The 19,735-nt window shown below is 56.5% G+C and carries 19 protein-coding genes; 9 read left to right on the top strand and 10 right to left on the bottom strand.

All coding sequences use genetic code 11. From position 1 onward, the window contains the following. The first annotated feature begins 25 nt into the window (after nt 1–25). The 4 genes from mtgA to AC2FJZ_RS21170 all read left to right on the top strand — a co-directional run bounded on the left by mtgA (nt 26) and on the right by AC2FJZ_RS21170 (nt 4,673). Nucleotides 26–760 carry a monofunctional biosynthetic peptidoglycan transglycosylase gene (gene mtgA / locus AC2FJZ_RS21185; protein WP_496780135.1) on the top strand — a complete coding sequence of 245 codons (735 nt, stop codon included), beginning with the start codon at nt 26–28 and terminating at the stop codon, nt 758–760. Between the two features lie 58 nt (nt 761–818). Next, on the top strand, nt 819–1,484 hold the full coding sequence (gene fzlA / locus AC2FJZ_RS21180; RefSeq protein WP_496673937.1) for an FtsZ-binding protein FzlA: 666 nt from the start codon (nt 819–821) through the stop codon (nt 1,482–1,484). Nucleotides 1,485–1,559: 75 nt separating this feature from the next. Next, nucleotides 1,560–2,597: a tRNA epoxyqueuosine(34) reductase QueG gene (queG, locus tag AC2FJZ_RS21175; protein WP_496780134.1), complete on the top strand. Its 1,038-nt coding sequence runs from the start codon at nt 1,560–1,562 to the stop codon at nt 2,595–2,597. A 72-nt stretch (nt 2,598–2,669) separates the two neighbouring features. Beyond that, complete coding sequence (locus tag AC2FJZ_RS21170) at nt 2,670–4,673, top strand: hydantoinase/oxoprolinase family protein (protein WP_496780132.1); 2,004 nt, start codon at nt 2,670–2,672, stop codon at nt 4,671–4,673. 39 nt (nt 4,674–4,712) lie between these two features. Here AC2FJZ_RS21170 and msrA read toward each other — a convergent pair whose 3' ends face one another. Then, a complete protein-coding gene (gene msrA / locus AC2FJZ_RS21165; RefSeq protein WP_496780130.1) occupies nt 4,713–5,225 on the bottom strand; it encodes a peptide-methionine (S)-S-oxide reductase MsrA in 513 nt (170 codons plus the stop codon). Then, nucleotides 5,225–5,671: a peptide-methionine (R)-S-oxide reductase MsrB gene (gene msrB / locus AC2FJZ_RS21160; protein ID WP_496780128.1), complete on the bottom strand. Its 447-nt coding sequence runs from the start codon at nt 5,669–5,671 to the stop codon at nt 5,225–5,227. The genes msrA and msrB overlap by 1 nt, the downstream gene beginning before the upstream one ends. Before the next feature lie 146 nt (nt 5,672–5,817). On the opposite strand from msrB, the gene AC2FJZ_RS21155 reads away from it, so the two are divergent. After that, nucleotides 5,818–6,339, top strand: a complete 522-nt coding sequence (locus tag AC2FJZ_RS21155; protein ID WP_496780126.1) for a glutathione peroxidase — start codon at nt 5,818–5,820, stop codon at nt 6,337–6,339. On the opposite strand, the gene AC2FJZ_RS21150 is transcribed toward AC2FJZ_RS21155, so the two are convergent. Then, nucleotides 6,315–7,202, bottom strand: coding sequence for a DMT family transporter (locus AC2FJZ_RS21150; protein ID WP_496780124.1), 888 nt, complete (start codon nt 7,200–7,202; stop codon nt 6,315–6,317). The genes AC2FJZ_RS21155 and AC2FJZ_RS21150 overlap by 25 nt on opposite strands. A 182-nt stretch (nt 7,203–7,384) precedes the next feature. On the opposite strand from AC2FJZ_RS21150, the gene AC2FJZ_RS21145 reads away from it, so the two are divergent. Then, nucleotides 7,385–8,581 (top strand): BCCT family transporter, encoded by a 1,197-nt coding sequence (locus AC2FJZ_RS21145; RefSeq protein ID WP_496673980.1) that lies wholly within the window; start codon nt 7,385–7,387, stop codon nt 8,579–8,581. 121 nt (nt 8,582–8,702) lie between these two features. Here AC2FJZ_RS21145 and AC2FJZ_RS21140 read toward each other — a convergent pair whose 3' ends face one another. The 5 genes from AC2FJZ_RS21140 to AC2FJZ_RS21120 form a co-directional block, all read right to left on the bottom strand. Beyond that, entirely contained in the window at nt 8,703–9,239 is a 537-nt protein-coding gene (locus tag AC2FJZ_RS21140; protein WP_496780122.1) for a GNAT family N-acetyltransferase, read from the bottom strand. Nucleotides 9,240–9,460: 221 nt separating this feature from the next. Next, the gene (locus AC2FJZ_RS21135; protein ID WP_050605937.1) at nt 9,461–9,748 is read right to left on the bottom strand and encodes an HU family DNA-binding protein; all 288 of its coding nucleotides are present in this window, start codon (nt 9,746–9,748) and stop codon (nt 9,461–9,463) included. A 130-nt stretch (nt 9,749–9,878) separates the two neighbouring features. Next, nucleotides 9,879–11,342: an AMP nucleosidase gene (locus AC2FJZ_RS21130; protein WP_496780120.1), complete on the bottom strand. Its 1,464-nt coding sequence runs from the start codon at nt 11,340–11,342 to the stop codon at nt 9,879–9,881. Continuing rightward, on the bottom strand, nt 11,339–13,141 hold the full coding sequence (gene ade, locus AC2FJZ_RS21125) for an adenine deaminase (RefSeq protein WP_496780118.1): 1,803 nt from the start codon (nt 13,139–13,141) through the stop codon (nt 11,339–11,341). The genes AC2FJZ_RS21130 and ade overlap by 4 nt, the downstream gene beginning before the upstream one ends. A gap of 159 nt (nt 13,142–13,300) precedes the next feature. Beyond that, on the bottom strand, nt 13,301–14,170 hold the full coding sequence (locus tag AC2FJZ_RS21120; protein WP_496673961.1) for a LysR family transcriptional regulator: 870 nt from the start codon (nt 14,168–14,170) through the stop codon (nt 13,301–13,303). Between the two features lie 114 nt (nt 14,171–14,284). On the opposite strand from AC2FJZ_RS21120, the gene AC2FJZ_RS21115 reads away from it, so the two are divergent. Both AC2FJZ_RS21115 and AC2FJZ_RS21110 read left to right on the top strand, forming a co-directional pair. Continuing rightward, nucleotides 14,285–15,040 carry a class II aldolase and adducin N-terminal domain-containing protein gene (locus AC2FJZ_RS21115; RefSeq protein ID WP_496673964.1) on the top strand — a complete coding sequence of 252 codons (756 nt, stop codon included), beginning with the start codon at nt 14,285–14,287 and terminating at the stop codon, nt 15,038–15,040. Nucleotides 15,041–15,063: 23 nt separating this feature from the next. Further along, nucleotides 15,064–16,053, top strand: coding sequence for a sterol desaturase family protein (locus AC2FJZ_RS21110; protein WP_496780116.1), 990 nt, complete (start codon nt 15,064–15,066; stop codon nt 16,051–16,053). Nucleotides 16,054–16,077: 24 nt separating this feature from the next. Here the strand turns inward: AC2FJZ_RS21110 and AC2FJZ_RS21105 are convergent, their stop codons facing one another. Beyond that, nucleotides 16,078–16,710 carry a class I SAM-dependent DNA methyltransferase gene (locus tag AC2FJZ_RS21105; RefSeq protein ID WP_496673970.1) on the bottom strand — a complete coding sequence of 211 codons (633 nt, stop codon included), beginning with the start codon at nt 16,708–16,710 and terminating at the stop codon, nt 16,078–16,080. An 88-nt stretch (nt 16,711–16,798) separates the two neighbouring features. On the opposite strand from AC2FJZ_RS21105, the gene AC2FJZ_RS21100 reads away from it, so the two are divergent. Continuing rightward, nucleotides 16,799–17,644 carry an SDR family oxidoreductase gene (locus tag AC2FJZ_RS21100; RefSeq protein WP_496780114.1) on the top strand — a complete coding sequence of 282 codons (846 nt, stop codon included), beginning with the start codon at nt 16,799–16,801 and terminating at the stop codon, nt 17,642–17,644. A 3-nt stretch (nt 17,645–17,647) separates the two neighbouring features. Here AC2FJZ_RS21100 and AC2FJZ_RS21095 read toward each other — a convergent pair whose 3' ends face one another. Then, entirely contained in the window at nt 17,648–19,267 is a 1,620-nt protein-coding gene (locus tag AC2FJZ_RS21095) for a GMC family oxidoreductase (protein WP_496780112.1), read from the bottom strand. Nucleotides 19,268–19,735: the final 468 nt, after the last annotated feature.

Below are 19,735 nucleotides of genomic sequence, written 5' to 3'. Positions count from 1 at the left end.
TGACGACGCGTCGTATAGCTGAAACATGGCGAAGAAAGCAGCCCGCACATCAGGCGGTAAGAAAAAAAAGGCATCCAGGAAGAAAACACCAGTGGCGCAGCAGATTCGCCGTTGGATGACACTCGCCGTTCTTGCGGTTGTGGGGGTCGTTCTGGCGCTGGTCTTGCTCTACTCAGTTGTGAACCCCCCGGTAACCCACACGATCTGGTCGGAATGGCGGCGGTTGGGCAAGGTTGAACGCGAGTGGGTCCAGATTGAAGACATCTCTCCAATTATGGCGCGATCAGTGGTTGCTGCGGAAGATGCGAATTTCTGTCTGCACTGGGGCTTCGATGTCGAGGCCATCCGTGACGCGCTTGAGGGTGGCGGCAATCGTGGTGCATCGACCATCACGCAACAGGTGGTGAAAAACGTGTTCCTATGGCAGGGGCGCAGTTGGGTCAGAAAAGCGATGGAAACCTCGATCACCCCGGTGGTTGAGGTTTTCTGGAGCAAGCAGCGCATTCTTGAGGTCTATCTGAACGTTGCAGAAACCGGGAATGGCGTGTTTGGCGTCGAGGCTGCAGCGCAGCGTTACTTCAACAGAAGTGCTGCGCAGTTGACCTCGGTTCAGGCGGCGCGGATTGCTGCCATTCTGCCATCCCCGCGCAATCGTTCGGTCACGGATCCAAGCGTGAGCACGCGCAGGCGTGCGGCTGCGATTCTGGATGGGGCGGCCACCATCCGCGCAGATGGTCGCGCAAATTGTTTCGAGGATTGAAACCCGTCGCCCTCAAGGGCTAAATCAGTCGGGTACTCACTGGTTCGATTGGAAGCCCATGGCGCGTCTGTTTCACGTTCCCCTCTCACCGTATTGCCGCAAGGTCCGTTTGTCTCTGGGAGAGAAGAAGATCGAGGTTGAATTGGTCGAGGAGCGATACTGGGAACAGGATCCGGACTTTCTGCGCCGCAACCCGGCGGGTAAAGTGCCGGTGCTGCGTCTGGATGGGCAAATCATGTCGGAAAGCGCAGCAATCTGCGAGTACATCGAGGAAACCCGTCCTGAACCGCCTTTGATGCCGAAAAACCCCGAAGCCCGCTTTGAAGTCCGGCGGCTTGTGGGCTGGTTTGATGACAAGTTCCATCACGAGGTGACATCGAAGCTGCTGTATGAGCGGGTGAACAAGAAGGTGATGGGACAAGGATACCCGGACAGCAAGAATGTCAAACAGGGTGCCAAGGCGATCAAGTATCATCTGGATTACATGGCGTGGCTGCTGGATCACCGCCGTTGGCTGGCCGGGGATCAGATGACATTGGCTGATTTCGCGGCTGCGGCGCATTTGTCGGCGCTAGATTATATTTCGGATGTGGATTGGAATCGCAGTCACGTGGTCAAGGACTGGTACGCGAAAATCAAATCGCGCCCGGCGTTTCGGTCGATTCTAGCGGATCAGGTGCCAGGGTTTCGACCACCGGCTCATTACGCCGATCTGGATTTCTGATAGGGTGCAACTGGGGGGGCTTTCTGCCCCCCATCGCGCCGGTGCGCGATTCCCCCCGAGGATACTTTTGGCCAGATGAAGAGCGGACCGGATCTTAAGGAAAAGTTGGTGCTACAAGCTCTGGCAGAGGGGTTTGTGGCCTGTCGTGTGTGTCGTCCGTGGGATGTTCCACAAGTGCCCGAGCGCCTGGGGGCGTTTTTGGATGCTGGATATCATGGGCAGATGGGGTGGATGGCCGAGCGCGTGCATTGGCGCGCTGATCCGGCTGCCCTATGGCCCGAGGCGCGGTCAGTGATCATGTTGGCCGAAAGTTACACGCCAGAGCATGATCCGACAGGGGTTCTGTATCACCCGGACCGGGGTGCGATTTCGGTTTATGCGCAAAACAAGGATTACCATGATCTGGTTAAGAAACGGCTCAAGCGATTGGCGCGGTGGCTGATTTCTGAATCCGGGGGTGAGGTGAAGGTTTTTGTCGACACCGCGCCGGTCCCGGAAAAGGCTTTGGGGCACGCGGCAGGTCTTGGATGGCAGGGTAAACACACCAACCTTGTGAGTCGGGAGTGGGGAAATTGGGCTTTTATAGGCTCTGTTTTTACAACAATTGAGCTACCGTCGGATGAGCCGGAAGTAGACCACTGTGGCTCGTGTCGCGCTTGCTTGGACAGCTGCCCGACCGATGCATTTCCAGCCCCGTATCAATTGGATGCGCGGCGGTGCATATCGTATCTGACCATTGAACATAAAGGCCCGGTGGAGACTGAGCTGCGTGAGAAGTTGGGCAACCGGATCTATGGCTGCGATGATTGCTTGGCGGCTTGTCCCTGGAACAAGTTTGCCGTTGCCGCAAGTGACATACGTTATGCCGCCCGGGACGATCTGAAAGCGCCTGCCCTGGCCGAATTGGCCGCGCTGGATGATGCGGGTTTTCGCGCGAAGTTTTCAGGTTCCCCCATCAAACGCATCGGACGTGATCGATTCGTGCGGAATGTGCTTTATGCCATTGGAAACTCGGGGCAGCCGGGTTTGAGGTCTGTCGCTCAGGCGCTGACGGAAGACCCGGACCCTACCGTGGCCGATGCGGCGCGCTGGGCGGTGGAACAGCTGTCATAAATGCCGCAAACAGGCTGGACGCGTCGCGCATAACCGCTACACCCATTCGCAGCGAACAGTAAGGAGGACCCGATGACGCTGTCTTTGGGGGTGGATACAGGCGGGACCTATACCGACGCGGTGTTGATCCGGGATGAGAAAGAGGTGATTGCTTCGGCAAAGTCTCTGACCACACGCGCGGATTTGGCAATTGGCGTAGGCAATGCGATTTCGTCTGTGCTGGAGGAGGCGCAGGTTACGCCGGATCAGATCGCTATGGCGTCATTGTCCACTACACTGGCCACAAATGCCCTGGTCGAGGGGCAGGGTGGGCGCGTGGCTCTGATCTATATCGGGTTCAAGGACAGCGATCTGCAAAAGCATGGCTTGAAGGACGCACTAAAGGACGATCCGGCCCTTGTGATTGCGGGTGGTCACACACATTCCGGAGGCGAGGCCGCGCCACTGGATGTCGCCGTTCTGGAGGCGTTCTTAGACACTCATAAAGGGATTTCGGGCTTTGCCATTGCGGCTCAGTTCGCGACCCGTAATCCGGCGCATGAGCTGGAGGCGGCGCGGATCGTATCGGAAAAGACCGGCGCGCCGGTGACATGCTCGCACCACCTGTCGGCCAAGTTGAACGGTCCGAAACGTGCTGTGACGGCTGTTCTGAATGCGCGGCTGATCGGCATGATCGACCGTCTGATCGGGCGGGCGCAAGATCAATTGCGTGCCTTGGGGATCTCGGCCCCGATGATGGTGGTGCGCGGCGATGGCGCATTGATGAGCGCCGAGCAGGCGCGAGAACGTCCGATTGAGACGATCCTCAGTGGACCGGCGGCCTCGATTGTGGGCGCGCGGTGGCTGACCGGGGCCGACAATGCGCTGGTGTCCGACATTGGGGGAACCACAACCGATGTGGCGCTGATCCGGGATGGCAAGCCTGCAATTGATCCGGCCGGTGCGCAGGTTGGTGGGTTTCGAACCATGGTCGAGGCTGTGGCGATGCGCACCCATGGTCTGGGCGGCGACAGCCAGGTTCATGTGGTGGCTGAGGGGTTGCAGGGCGGTGTGTTTCTGGGGCCACGGCGTGTTCTGCCCGTGTCTTTGATCGCAGCAGAAGCCCCTGAGGTTGTTCACGCCATTCTGGACGATCAATTGCGGGCCACAACAGTGGGCGAGCACGACACCCGATTTGTGCGCCGAGTCCCCGGCATCCATGCCGATGGTATCGGCGCACGGGAAGAGATTCTGTTGGAGCGTCTGGGCGATCTGGTTCTGCCTCTTGGTGCATTGTTGCGGTCTCGGATGGAGAATGGCGCACTGAACCGCTTGGTCGATCGCGGAATCGTTCAGGTCTCGGGCGTGACACCGTCGGATGCGAGTCATGTGTTAGGGCGCGTCGATGCTTGGGACGCCGAGGCGGCGCGCAAGGCCTTGGAACTGGTGGCGCGTAAACGGGTCGGCTCCGGGGACATGCTGGCAAATTCGCCTGAAGCATTGGCGCAGATGATCGTGGATCAATTGACGGAGCAGACCAGTTTGACCTTGTTAGAGGCTGCTTTTGACGAAGAGCAGGACGGGTTTGGCCTGCCGCCACATGACTTGGCGCGCCATGTTCTGACCCAACGCGGACTGGCACAGCATCGTGGTTTGCTGTCGCTGAGTGCTGCTTTGAATGTAGATGTGGTCGGTCTTGGGGCGTCAGCTCCCAGCTATTACCCAGCAGTTGGTGAGCGCTTGCATTGTCGCATGATCCTGCCGGAACACGCGGGCGTGGCCAATGCAATCGGTGCTGTTGTTGGCCGGCTGACCATGCGGCGTTCGGGGACTGTCACATCTCCGTCTGAAGGTCGGTATCGTGTGCATCTGGGGGACGGACCGCAGGATTTCGCGGCGTCTGAGGAGGCCCTGGATTTGTTGGAGCGTGTTCTCAGATCCGAGGCTGAGGGCGCGGTAAGAGAAGCTGGCGCGGAAGATATCCGGGTGATCGTTGAGCGTGATATCAAAACGGCGCGCGTCGAGGCCAAGGATGTTTTTGTCGAGGCCATGATTACGGTCGAGGCAAGTGGGCGACCGCGGGTGGCGGCAGGCTAGCCCCTCTGAAATGTTCAGAGGGGCCGGGTAGGTGGTGCATTACTCTGCGGCGCTGGCACGCTTGGGCAGGACCCAATCTTGGCGCGGGAAATGGCAGGTATAGCCGTTCGGGATGCGCTCCAGATAATCCTGATGCTCTGGCTCTGCCTCCCAGAAGTCTCCGGCGGGTTCGACTTCGGTTACGACTTTGCCGGGCCACAATCCGCTGGCGTTCACATCGGCAATGGTATCGACAGCGACCTGTTTTTGCGTGTCGTCCACGTAATAGATCGCGGATCGATAACTCATGCCGCGGTCATTGCCCTGACGGTTCACTGTTGTTGGGTCATGGATCTGGAAGAAGAACTCCAGCAGGTCGCGATAGCTGGTTTGCGACGGATCGAACCAAATCTCAATCCCTTCGGCGTGGGTGCCGTGGTTGCGATAGGTCGCGTTGGGCACATCGCCACCGGTGTAGCCGACACGGGTGCGTGAAACGCCTGGTAGTTTGCGGATCAGGTCCTGCATCCCCCAAAAGCAGCCCCCGGCCAGTACAGCGCGTTGTTCGGTCATCAGATGTCCTCCACATGAATCAAATAGTCGCCATAGCCTTCTGCTTCCATCTCGTCTCGATGGATGAATCTGAGCGAGGCTGAGTTGATGCAGTAGCGCAGTCCGCCATGTTCACGTGGGCCGTCGGGGAAGACATGTCCCAGATGGCTGTCGCCGTGTTTCGAGCGAACCTCGGTCCGGATCATACCATGCGTTGTATCACGAAACTCTTCCACATGCTCATGGATGATCGGTTTGGTGAAACTGGGCCAGCCGCAACCGGACTCGTACTTGTGGGCCGAGGCAAAAAGCGGCTCACCTGATACGATATCCACGTAGATACCTGGTTCCTTGTTATTCAGGTATTTCCCGGTGCCCGGACGTTCGGTACCACTGCGTTGCGTGACGTGAAACTCTTCGGGCGAAAGCGCAGCGATGGCCGTGGGGTCTTTGGTAAAGCGTGTCATGAATCCTCCGGCTGAATTTTTTGTTTGCGCCATTATCTGGGGGCTTAAGAGTGGAATGCAAAGTGATATTTCAAACTGCTCTCGCACTCGTGCAAGTGATCTGATGAGTGCCGATCCGCGTATCAGACTTAAAGGGAGAACAAGACATGATCAGATTGCTGCTTTTGACTGCCTTGGTTTTATTGGGTCGTGCCGTTCAAGCCGCGCCGCTGACCGGCGAGTTCAACTCGATCGACGGAGGCACATTGGCCATCGAAGATTGGCACGGCCAGCCTGTACTGGTGGTCAACACCGCGTCACATTGTGGATTCACCGGGCAATATGCGGCTCTACAAAAGGTTCATGAGGTCTATTCCGACAAAGGACTGGTCGTTCTTGCGGTGCCGTCGGATTCATTCAATCAGGAGCTGGAATCGGCAGATGAGGTTAAACAGTTTTGTGAGATGAACTATGGGCTGACCCTGCCGATGACGGACATCACTCCGGTGAAAGGCGCAGACGCTCATCCGTTCTACAAAGCCGTTGCCGCCCGGACCGGTTTCACGCCCAAATGGAACTTCAACAAGATCCTGATCGATTCTGAAGGGGAAGTGGTTGCGACCTATGGGTCGAACGCAAAACCCGATTCCCGTAAACTGTTGTCTCAGGTCGAGGCCTTGCTGCCCTGAGCGCCCTGTCGTGAAATCTGAACCGCAAGAATGCCAAGGGTCGTGACGGCAACGCCGACCGCGTCCATCGCACCCAGCTTTTCGCCCAGCAGGATCGCCGCGATCGTGACCCCGAATACAGGGTTCAAAAAGTGGAAAGTGGCGGCCCGAATGGCTCCGATCCGATCCAATAGTAGGAACCAGATCAATGTGGCCAGCAATCCGGGGAAAAGGGTTGTGTAGATGAACGCCAGCGCCAGCGGAAGTGTCGGGTGAATGTAGATGGTCTCAACGATCGGAGCGGCCAGGAACAGCGCGGCTGAGCCTACCAGCATCTGCAAGCCAACGACCATCATGAAGTTACCGCCAGACGTCGCACCGCGAACCGCAAGCGTAGCAAAAGTCAAAGCAAGCGCCCCCGCACCGCATAGTGCAACCCCGAACATATCGACGCCCGCGCTGATCCGGCTGCTCATAATAAGGGCGACTCCGGCGAAACCGGCGAACAGACCCAATACACCAAGCGGGCGCAGCTTATCCCCGAACATCAGCCAACCTGCCAGTGCCACCAACAAGGGCATAGTGGATGCGATAATGGACGCGACCGAGGCTTCGACCGTTTGCATCGCGTAGAAGTTCAGGCCCAAATACAGGGCATTTTGGCAGATTCCGAACAGGATCGTGGCACGCCATTGATTTCGGGTCAGGTTCCAACTTTGCCCCATCGCGCGGGCAATCATGACCCCCAGAACACCGGAGATCAGAAACCGCAAGGCCAGCGAAAACAAAGGAGAGGCATCTGCCACGATGATCCGCGCCGATGTAAAGGCAGAGGACCAGATCAGGGCAAATGTCAGCCCCATGGCTATTGCGCGCAGATCCATGAAGACCCCCTGTCAGTTTGCGCGGACTGTTCCCGATTTTCCGATGGGTCGCAAGCGCCGCGCGTCAAAAAAGAAACATCCGTGATGCAAGGAAAGGCGTCGGTATGTTTTTATTGATTGACTGACCAATAAAAGTTATCCGCTCTTCGATCTGACCAAACAAGGGAGGTTTGTCGGTGCTTCTGGAGTACATTCTATCTTTTGGCGTCCTGCTGGCATTAGGCCTGGTCGCTTTCTTCGTCGTGAAATGGTGGAACTTGCGCTGTGTTGGCGTGACACCGGTTCATCTATTCACGTTCATCGCGATCCTGTTCACATCCGGTCTGGATGTTGGCTTGATCATGTTCCCACTGACTGAATTCGGCGGCTATACCGAGGATCCGGCCTATGCCTTTGCCAACCCGCTGGCGATCGAATTCGGGTTCTGGGGTTTCCTGATCTGGGCATTCTACTTCCTGACAGCCTTCTATTTCTGCGTCATCGAACCGCGCGTGAAGTTCTTTGAAATCCCGCTGGTCAAGCTGATCAACAACGTGGTCATCATCGGCACCTGCGCCTTCACCGCCAGCCTGTTCCTGATCTACCTGCCCGGTTACCTGCCTGAGGTCGGAGACGGGGAGTCCGTTGTAACCACCTTCTACATCATTGTTTTCGTTGTCATTCTGGCAGCAGCCTACTCATCCACTGACTTGAAGTACGTGCGCATCCTGTCGGTTGGATCGACGTTCCTGTTCCTGGCATTGATCCTGGGCATGTGGGCCGCTGCAGGCATGGGCGTGACTGGCTTTGTGGAAACCGGCAGCAATATCGGGGCCTATTTCGCCAACCTGCACAAATTTGTCCTGCCGCTGACCGACTATCACGCCTTCTACCTGTTCTGGTGGTTTGCTTGGTCGATCATGATCGGCCAGTTCACCTCGCGCTTTGTAGGCGGTTTGACCACGTGGCAGTTGCTGGCCGCGCTGCTGATCTTCCCGTCGATCCCGCTGGGGATCTGGTTCACCGTTCTTTATTATTACCACCTGAACGGCATCAGCACCGCAGGTATTACCAACATTGCTATGGTAATCGTGGGCGTGACTTTTGTGATCAACTCGTTGGACTCGCTGATCCGTCTGTACACTGACAACCTGAACCTGACGGTCGAACGGTTTGGTAAGGCGGTGTACGTGGCGGGCAATGTTGCAATGTTGTTCATGCTAACCCTGCTGTTCCAAAGCCAGTGGCTGCAGATCCAGTGGATCGGGGCCATTGTTGTCGGACTTTATCTGGCCTGCGTGGTCTATATCCTGATCACCAAACGCAATGAGGTGCTGAGCATCGACTCCATGCCTGAAGGTCAGGATATGGATTTCCATAAGATCGAAACGGTTCACTGATTTGACCGTTGAACAAAGTAAACGGGCACCCATGCTGGTGCCCGTTTTGTGACAAGGATGCCTTCCGACTCGGCCTTTCGGGTTTGCCTTTGGAACCTTGCTTGGCGCAGAGGAATGAGTGCTAGGAATGTTCTGTTATGCGTTTGCTGAACATGTCAGTTTCCGGATCGGAATAGTCTTTCATCCTTTCAAAGCCGTTCTTTTGCAGCACTCTGGCCGACGCTGCATTTCCTTTTTCGACCCCGCCGATAATCAGGACAGAGGTCCGCGTGTCACGGTACCAATCGATCAAACCGGCAATCAGTTCCGTCGCGTATCCCCGTCCCCATGCGGCTTCGGAAAAAAGATATCCGACATGCACCGTCGCCAAAGTCTCCTGCTCTGGAAGTCGGGCCAGGATCAGAAGGCCGATCAGTATTCCTTTGCTGTCGCGGACGGTTAGTAGATCAGATTCCGCCACCCTTTCTTCCAGCCAGCGCTCAATCGCGTTTTCAGAATCCGAGAGCTGCAAGGCATTGGGCAGGTGTTTTAATACTTCTGGTGTAAGTAGCGGCGAATATTCTTCGCTAAACTCATGCGTGCCGATTGAAGGCAACGATGAAGGGCTCCAAGCTTGAACACGTAGTCTTTTGGTTTCAAACGTGTAAGCGGAGGCCAAAATTTGTTCCTTCCCGTTTTGAAAACAAAAAGTGAGGCAGCCCCTCAAAAGCACATGATTCCGTGATCGTGCCGGACAATGCAATCCGATGATAGTATATATGTTGCGCAAGCAGTGACACTTCCGCCTGCGTTTCTGAGTGATCTAGCTGGCTTGATTTGGCGTAAAAAAGAAAAAGGGCCCCCGAACGGCGGCCCTTGATCATGTCGAAAAGACGGAACTTAGCCGTTCACGCTGTCCTTCAACGCTTTCGCGATGGTCATTTTCACAACCTTGTCGGCTTCTTTGGTGAAGGTCTCACCAGTGGCCGGGTTGCGGACTTGACGCTCGGGGCGCTCGCGGCAGTAGATTTTGCCGACACCGGGCAGGGTGACTGCGCCACCGGCAGAAACTTCGCGTGTGATCAGGCCGGTTACGGCCTCAAGCGCGGCGTTCGCCGACTTCTTGTCGGTTCCCATTTCCTCAGCGAGAGCAGCAACCAGCTGAGTCTTAGTCATAGGCTTTGCCATTTCTTGGTCTCCTTAACGTGCCCGATCTATAGGGCCTCACCGCGTAACTGTAACGGGATATTGTGATCGAACACAACGAATAGTAGCGCTGAAGCTCCTAAAAATATGGGGAAAACGTTGCTTTTTTGCGTCAGAGGAAGGCTGTTTCGTCAAACGAACGCAATTTCCGGCTGTGTAACCGCTCTAGTGGCATGCCGCGCAAGTGTTCCATCGCCTTGATACCGATGGCCAGATGACGGCTGACCTGAGTGGTATAAAAGGACGACGCCATACCTGGCAATTTCAATTCGCCATGCAGCGGCTTGTCCGAAACACACAGCAAAGTGCCGTAGGGTACGCGGAAGCGATAGCCATTTGCGGCGATGGTGGCGCTTTCCATATCAAGCGCAATCGCCCGGGATTGGCTGAGGCGCTGGACCGGGCCTGTTTGATCGCGCAATTCCCAGTTGCGATTATCGACCGAGGCTACGGTGCCTGTCCGCATGATCCGCTTCAGTTCATAACCTTCCAGCTTGGTCACTTCGGCCACGGCCCGTTCCAGTGCTACCTGAATCTCGGCCAGCGGCGGGATCGGAACCCAGACCGGCAGATCGTCATCCAGAACCTTGTCGTCACGCAGATAGGCATGGGCCAGTACGAAATCCCCCAGAGCCTGCGTGTTGCGCAAACCCGCGCAATGGCCAACCATCAACCAGGCATGTGGGCGCAACACCGCGATATGGTCTGTTGCGGTTTTTGCATTGGACGGGCCAACACCGATATTCACCAGGGTAATTCCGGAGCCGTCTTTACGCTTGAGGTGATAGGTCGGCATCTGCGGAAGTTTCAGCGGCTGTTCAATCGTCGCTTTGGGGTCCGTGATCTCGGCATTTCCGGTTGAGACAAAGCTGGTATAGCCGCTGGCGGGGTCTGCCAATTGCTCGCGGGCGTAGTTTTCGAACTCCGAGACATAGAACTGGTAGTTCGTGAACAGCACGTGATTCTGGAAGTGGCTCGCATCCGTCGCCGTGTAGTGCGCCAGGCGGGCCAGCGAATAATCCACGCGCTGGGCGGTAAACAGGGACAAGGGTCCGACGGTGTCCTCGTGATCATACACACCATTGACGATATCGTCGTTGGTGGTGCTCAGATCAGGAACGTCAAACACATCGCGCAGGGTGAACGCGGCCGCACCCTGATGTGGCACAACCAGATCAGAATTGTTCGCCACGGCGAAATGTACGGGGATAGGCGTACCTGACGCCGCAATTGTCACCGGCTGGCCGTGATTCTTGATCAACAAAGCAATCTGCTGGGTCAGGTAAGACCGGAACAATTCGGGCCGCGTCACGGTGGTGGCATGGACGCCGGGCTCTGAGACGTGGCCAAAACTCAGGCGGCTGTCGACCTGTGCGTACGTCGAGGTGCGAATGCGAATTTCAGGGTAATAGGCTCTGTATCGGGCGGATGGCGCACCTTCCTGCATCGCTTTTGAAAAGCTGTCGCACAGGAATTCTGTGGCTTGCGTGTAAAGTTCTTCCAACCGGGCGACGGCGGCTGCCGGATCGGTAAATTGCTCTGGCGCTAGTGTTTCGGGGGTCAGGAGTGTCGTCATGCCAAAGGTTCCAGAAGATCGATTTTTTCGAAAGTTCGCACGTCTACCAGCCCGAGATCCGAGATCCTGAGCTCGGGGATCACGACCAGTGCCAGCAAAGAATGCTGCATATAGGCGTTGTTCAGGTTGCAACCGCAGTCTTGCATGGCTTGCACCATTTTGTCGGCCTTGGCTGCTACCTCTGCGGCGGGGCTGTCAGACATCAGGCCCGCAATCGGCAATTCCACCAGCGCCAGTTCCTGTCCGTCACGGAAGAGGGTGATGCCGCCGCCCACTTCGGCCAGACGGTTGGCGGCCAGCGCCATCTGTTCCCGATCCGTGCCGACAACGATCATATGGTGGCTGTCATGTGCCACGGTTGAGGCCATGGCCATCTTTCCCTGATAGCCAAAACCCGAGACAAAAGCATTCGTCACACCGCCCGTCGCGCGATGCCGCTCGACCAGAGCGATCTGACAGACATCACCTTCGCCTTCGACCAGCCCGCCAATGATTGGCAGTTCGGCTTTCAGCGCTTTGGTCGGGGCCTGGTTCTCGACCACGCCTATGACATTGGCCTGCACCCGGTTCGCCCCGTTCGGCGCCTTGATCTCAAAATCGGCCGAGCTCAGGTCGTGCCCCAAGTGAACGGTGTTGCGAGCGTTTTCGGGCCAGTCAAAATGCGGGCAGTCTACAGCGATCACGCCGTTTTCTGCGACCACGTTCCCACGGGCAATCACTATCTCGATCGGCAACTCGGTCAGGTCAGAGCTGAGAACGATATCCGCCCTCCGTCCCGGCGTGACCGATCCGATTTCGCGTTCCAGCCCGAAATGTGTGGCTGTATTGATCGTTGCCATTTGCAGAGCGATCAGCGGGTCGCATCCGCACGCAATCGCGTGGCGCACCACGCGGTTCATATGCCCTTCGTTGACCAAGGTTCCCGAGTGACAGTCATCGGTACACAGAATGAAGTTGCGCGGGTCCAGCCCCTTCTCGGTCACGGCAGTGATCTGGCTTTCGACATCGTACCAGGCCGAGCCCAGGCGCATCATCGACCGCATTCCCTGCCGTACACGTGCGATCGCGTCAGCTTCGCACGTGCCTTCATGATCATCCGCCGGGCCGCCAGCCACATAAGCTGCAAAATCAGATCCTAAATCAGGCGAAGCGTAATGTCCGCCCACGGTTTTGCCCGCCCTTTGCGTGGCTGCAATCTCAGCCAGCATTTTGGGATCGCCATGGATCACGCCGTGGAAGTTCATCATTTCACCCAACCCGATGACGCCTGGCCAGCTCATCGCTTCAGTCACATCTTCGGGCGTGATTTCATACCCCGTCGTTTCCAACCCCGGCGCGGATGGCGCGCAGGAGGGCATTTGGGTGAAGATATTGACCGGCTGCATCATCGCTTCGTCATGCATCATGCGCACGCCTTCAAGACCAAGCACATTGGCAATCTCATGCGGGTCGGTGAACATGCTCGTGGTACCGTGAGGGATAACGGCACGGGCGAATTCGGCGGGGGTGAGCATGCCGGATTCGATATGCATATGTGCGTCGCATAGTCCGGGCAGGATATAACGCCCACGGGCGTCGATGATCTGTGTGTTTGGTCCCATGCAATGCGATGCGTCTGGCCCGACAAATGCAATCCGCTCTTCTGCAATCGCAACAGAATGATCCGGCAGCAACTCGCGGCTATGTACGTTTACCCACACGCCGCCCTGAATGATCGTGTCTGCAGACTCGCGTCCGGCTGCAACTGCTATCAATTTGGGGGCGACATCGGGCCAACTTGGGAAAGGTGTGTATTCCATGGCTCAACTTTCACGAATGCGCCAGCGGGTGCAACCCCGGTTCTACGCTGTCACTAACAGATCACAAACCCAAACTCAGGCATGTACGCGCCAGCGCTGCCTGGTCCAACCATCGGATTGGCCCGGAATGGCCTTGACGATGAGTGGGAGCTTGCCCGTTTACGTGCCTGACCCAATCTCGCGCCGAACCCAATTTGCAAAGGCCACTGCGCCGGGTGTGTCCTCGGCCTGGGGTGAAAGAAGCAGATAATATGCTTCGGGCATCCGGGCACGATGTTCAAATGGCGCCACCAGCTGACCTCGTTCGATCAGATTCTGTGCGATGGCGTCATGCGCCAGGCACAGCCCCCCACCGGCCATCGCTGCGGATAGGCAAACCAGATAGGTTGTCGCATAGGTTATCGACGGATTTCCCCAGGTTAGATCCTGTTCTTCTGCCCAACTTGACCAATTGGACAGCAGGTTGGAACAATCGAACAAGGGCTTTTCCTGAAGATCTTCCAAGTTTACCTGATACCCCGGAGCACAGACCGGATAATAGTGTTCGGTGCGCAGAATCTCGGTCCGGGTGGTGTCCGATGGGCGCAGCGAGAAGCGAATCTCTACCGCTGCGCCTTCAGCCATCTCTCGTGGTTCCCAAAGTTCGGTGAAGATGTTCAGTTGTACATCGGGATGTTCGGCCTGAAACGCCGGTAGGCGCGGGGCCAGCCAGTTGACGGCAAAACTGATATTGCACTGTACCTGAACCGCATTTTGCTGCGCACCGGTGACGGCTTGGGTGCCGCGCACCAATGTTCGAAAGGCATCTCGGACCACCGGCAGATAGGTGATTCCGGCCTCGGTCAGTTCTAACGCCTTGGGGCGACGCAGGAACAAGGGCTGCCCCAGATGGCCTTCCAGCGATTTGATCTGCTGGCTGACGGCGCTTTGCGTCATGTTCAGATCCCGCGCGGCGCCGGTGAATGAAAGATGCCGTGCTGCGGCCTCAAACGTGCGCAGCCAGCCCAGCGGAGGCAGCTTTTTCTGCATCGACATAACCTTGGCATAAGTTCAGCTAATGGGATAGCGCTGTTTTTTTCGTTGGTCAAACGGGCAGGTCAAATGCAGGCTTTTTTCACGTTCAGCCGCAAGAGGAGCCATCGTATGAGTGTCACCAACCTTCGCCCCAATATTGATCACTGGTCCGAGCGCGTGGATATGGCTGCCGCGTTCCGCTGGACTGCACGACTGAATATGCATGAGGCTGTCGCCAATCATTTCAGCCTTGCTGTGAACGAAGACGGCACGCAGTTCCTGATGAACCCCAACCAGACGCATTTCTCGCGCATCCGCGCATCTGACTTGCTGTTGCTGGACGCCAATGATCCTGAGGTGATGTCCCAACCCGGCGCGCCGGACCCGACGGCATGGGGGTTGCATGGTTCAATCCATCGCCACTGTCCGCACGCGCGGTGTGTCATGCATGTGCATTCGATCTTTGCGACTGTTTTGGCCTCGCTGGCCGATAGCACCTTGCCACCGATCGATCAGAACACTGCAACTTTCTACAATCGCTATGTGATTGACCAAGAGTTTGGCGGATTGGCGTTCGAAAGCGAAGGCGAACGCTGTGCCGAAATGCTGACCGACCCGAAGAAAAAGGTCATGATCATGGGCAACCATGGCGTTTTGATCATAGGCAGCGACCCTGCAGATACGTTCAACAGGTTGTATTACTTTGAACGCGCCGCCGAGACGTATATCCGCGCGTTGCAAACGGGCCTGCCCCTGCGTGTGCTGTCGGATGAGATTGCCGAGAAAACCGCACAGGAACTGGACGATTACCCCGATCAGGCCGAAGCCCATCTGCGCGAGATCAAGGCGATTCTCGACGCAGAGGACTCGGACTACGCAACCTGACTGAATATCCCAGAGAGAACCTCATGACAGATATCGCCCCGGATCCCGAAACCGCCCGCTGGCACTATCACCCCGAAGGTCCTGTGGGCCTGAACCCTCTGTTCTGCTGGCCACCGCACCCCGCGGCCGTGCTGAAATGGTACAGCGGCGCGTGGTTACAGATCACATCCCTGACCCTGTGCATGGTTCTTGCGATAACCGCTTATGTACTCTTTTTCCCTGCATTAGAGACAATGCAAACCTTTGCGCCCGGTTGGATGTTTCGGATCTGGCTATTGAATATGGTGCCGCAAATCCTGGTGGCCGGGGGTCTGCATTGGTGGCTTTACATGCGCAAAGGGCAGGGCATGTATAAAAAGTTCGACCGCCGGGATCTGACACGGAACAACGGAACGTTCACCTTCCGCAATCAGGTCTGGGACAATGTCTGGTGGACGCTGGGTAGCGCCATGACAGTTGCCACCATTTATCAATGGATAATCTACTGGGCGATGGCCAATGGCTGGGCGCCGACGATCACCTGGGCCGAGGCTCCGGTTTGGTTTGTCTTATGGATGATGTTTATTCCGATGTGGTCCGGCTTGCACTTCTATTGGGTGCACCGGTTGGAGCATCACCCAAAGCTCTACAAACACGTCCACGCGGTGCATCACCGCAATGTCAATATCGGGCCATGGTCTGGTATTTCGAACCACTGGTATGAAAACCTGCTGTATTTCACCACTTATTTCATACATCTGATCGTGCCGTCCCACCCGCTGCATCTGTTGTTTCACAGTTCCTTCCAGCAGATCAGCCCGGTTCTGTCACATTCAGGGTTCGAAAAGTTGAAGGCAGGAGAAACCGAGGCCGCGCGGGCCGGGGATTTCTTCCATCAGCTTCACCATCGATATTTCGAGTGCAACTATGGCACCTCCGAAATCCCGTTCGACAAGTGGTTTGGCACCTACCACGATGGGTCGGCTGAGGCGACAACGCGCACGCGCGCATACAAAAAGCAGATGTATACCTGATGGATCCGAATTGGTTGCCTTGGGTTAAATCCGTTCAAACAAAGCAATGAATGCCGTGTCATCTTTGTTGAGGCCTGCAGCGAGATCACCATAAATACGAACCTCGGACAGGGTCAGACTGCGAATCTGAACCTCCTCCAATTGGCGCAGCGTGTCTGCGAAACCCAGTTTTTCGAAATGACGGGCATTGATCGAAATGGCGAACTGTGCTCCAGGCCGTGCGACGCGCAAAAGTGCGGGAAAGACCTCGGGGCCGAGATGGCCATGGGTGAAGGTCCCGGATGAAACGATGCCGGAATAGCTTTCACGCGGCACCGGGATACCCTGGGTCAGGTCTGCTTCGATCGCGTCGCGGTAGATATCCTTGCGCATGGCCTGATCCAGCATTTCCGCGCTGATATCGGTCGCATCAGTCGGCCCGACGCCCAGTCCAGACAACACCGCGCCGCAAAGACCTGTGCCCGCGCCGACATCCAGAACCGGACCCTGACCGCCCGCACCCACAAACGCCCGCGCCGTACGAGTGTGCAGCTGGTAATCTTCGCGCGCGGCGAAGCTGTCATCATAATCTCCGGCCCACTCCGCATAGAGGCGTTTGTGTTCATCAGGAGAGTTCAGCGCATAGGCCGAATTCAAATCGGGTTTTTTGTCGCTCATACCCAACAGAAAGCCGCATCCAAAGATTCGATTCAAGTGCGTCCATGCAGCGCTTGCATCCCGGTGTACTGAAGCCCATCAAAGGGATATGACTCAGACGCTTTTTTCTTTTGGCCATGGTTATTCCGCACAGGCCCTGTCCCGACGTGTCGCTCCAAAAAGCTGGCGCATTATTGGAACCACACGAGACAACGATGGCATGGAAGCCATCCGTGACTCGGGTGCAGAACCGTTGATCTGGCCAGGACAGGAACCGAACCTGGATAGTGTGACGCATCTGCTGATTTCGACCGCCCCGAATGCAGAGGGTGATCCGGTCCTGGCGGTGTTGGGTGATGAAATCGCCCGCCGTGCAGCCCAGTTCACGTGGGTCGGGTATTTGTCGACAACAGCGGTCTATGGGGATCATCAGGGCGGATGGGTTGACGAAAACACGCCTCCGGCACCAACCGCCAAACGCGGCAAGTGGCGCATGCTGGCCGAGCAGCAGTGGTCGTCTATTCCCGACCTGCCGGTTCATATCTTCCGGCTGGCGGGTATCTATGGCCCGGGCCGAGGTCCCTTTTCCAAGCTTAAACGCGGTGGGCTGCGGCGTATTATCAAGCCGGGGCAGGTGTTTTCGCGCATTCATGTGGATGACATCGCGCAAATCCTAGAAGCCTCGATGACCAAGCCCAATCCGGGCCGCGTCTACAATGTATGTGACGATGAACCCGTCCCGCCGCAGGACGTCATTGGTTACGCAGCTGAATTGCAAGGTCTTCCGCTGCCACCGGCGGTGTCGTTTGATGAAGCGGACCTGACGCCAATGGCCCGTAGCTTCTATAATGAAAACAAGCGTGTGCGGAACAATCGGATCAAGGACGAGCTGGGCGTGACTTTGATCTACTCAGACTATCGGGCCGGACTAGACGCCTTGATGAAAGGCCAATAGCGCCTAGCCCGCGGCTGCCTTGATCATGTCCGCCGCTTTTTCAGCGATCATGATGGTCGGGGCATTCGTGTTGCCGGACACCAGCGTCGGCATGACTGACGCATCGACAATGCGCAGCCCCTCCAACCCGTACACACGCAGTTGGGGATCAACAACTGCCATCTGATCGACGCCCATTTTGCAGGTGCCGACCGGGTGATAAATAGTGTCGGCGCGGGCGCGGATGTGCTTTTCCCAATCCGCGTCGGTTCGGGCGGTATCTGTTCCGAACATCTCTTTGTGCCGGTATTTCGCCAAAGCTGGCGCTTCGAGGATATCCTGCGTCATCCGCGCACCTTTGATCATGGTCTCAATATCCCTGTCGTCTGACAGAAAGGCCGGGTCAATGACGGGTGTGTCCATCGGGTCAGCACTGCGTAGCCCAACTGTTCCGCGGCTGTCCGGGCGCAACTTGCAAATATGGCAACCATAACCGTATCCGTAATGCAGTTTGCGTGCGTGATCATCGACCATTGCGATTGTGAAATGCAGCTGAATATCCGGACGCTTCAGATCAGGGCTGGTTTTCAGAAAAGCTGCGCCTTCGGCAAACGGGGTGGCGGCCATGGAAACACCTGTCCTGCACCATCTGTAAATATGTCCAAGCAGTCGGGCGGCCCCAACAGGACCAATGCCGAATGTGTTTGTGTCTTTGCTGCGGTACGTTAGAACGAAGTCCAGATGGTCTTGTAGGTTTTGCCCAACGCCCGGCAACTCATGACGTACTGTGATTCCATGCGGTTTCAGATCAGCTGTCGCACCAATTCCTGATAATTGTAGTAGTTGTGGTGACTTCAGTGCACCAGCGCACAGCAAGACTTCGCGTGTAGCTGTCACAGTGATGTCTGCACCTTTGCCTTTTGTCTGGTAGGTCACACCGCTGGCACGTCTTCCTTCGAACGCCAGCTCTTTGACATGGGCGTGTGTGATGACGGTCAGGTTGGGGCGGCTCATTGCTGGAAACAGATACGCGGCCGCTGCAGAGCAACGCTCACCATTTTTCGCCGGATCGTGGAACTGTGTGACCTGATAAAGGCCAACTCCTTCATTGTCACCGCAATTGAAGTCGTCTGTGCCGCGGTGTTGCAATTGCTTAGCGGCTTCAACAAAGGCGCGGGTGATCGGGCGCGGTTCCTTTTGGTGCGAGACATGCAGAGGTCCGCTATCTCCATGCATGTCATCTGCGCCCTGCTCATTGTTCTCGGCGCGTTTGAAATAGGGCAGTACACCGGTCCAATCCCACCCATCGCATCCCAGGTCTGCCCAACCATCAAAGTCCTGTCGTTGTCCTCGGACATAAAGCATCGCATTGATTGCGCTTGAACCGCCCAGGGCCTTGCCGCGCGGTTGATAGCCCCTGCGCCCGTTCAAGCCCGGCTGCGGGACGGTCTCAAAGGCCCAGTTGTTAATGCGTGGTCGCCCTGGCAAAGCCGCAACAACGGCAGATGGCACCCGGACAACCATGCCATTGCCATGACCGCCAGCCTCTAGCACACATACGCGTATGCTGGGATCTTCGCTGAGGCGGTGTGCCAAGACTGATCCCGCCGAACCTCCGCCAACGATGACATAGTCAAATTGCAATTCTGTGCTCCCAACTACTTTCAGCAGTGACCAGCGGGTCTTTGGCGTCCTGATGTACCGGTTTCGGAAACACTGCGATATTTAAGTAAAAAAACAATTGTAACCCCAAGTCAGTTTCCGATGATTTCAAGCTTCCAATCTAAAGTCCGGCGGGCGAAGACCGAAGGTCCGCAAGTGCTTTTGCCGCAGTCATGATCCTTTGAGCGCCGCGATTCCGCCTCTGAATTGTGTTTCGCCTTATTTCTCAGGTGTTCGGCACGTTCAAAGCGTACCCGCGAGATTGATTTATTAACGTAACATGTTGTTTTTATTAACTGACGGAAGAAATCCACGAGAAATGTGAAGTTTTTTCAAAATGGGGGTTGCAGGTCCCAGACCTAATCCGTAAATACCCCTTCACCGGCGCTGCTGAGGCGGTGCTGACGGGTCGGAGAGACGGCCTGACGGACTGGAAAGACGGTTAGACGC

The sequence above is a fragment of the Ruegeria sp. CDSA079 genome (assembly GCF_059612245.1).
This window is presented reverse-complemented; position numbering and strand designations above follow the sequence as displayed.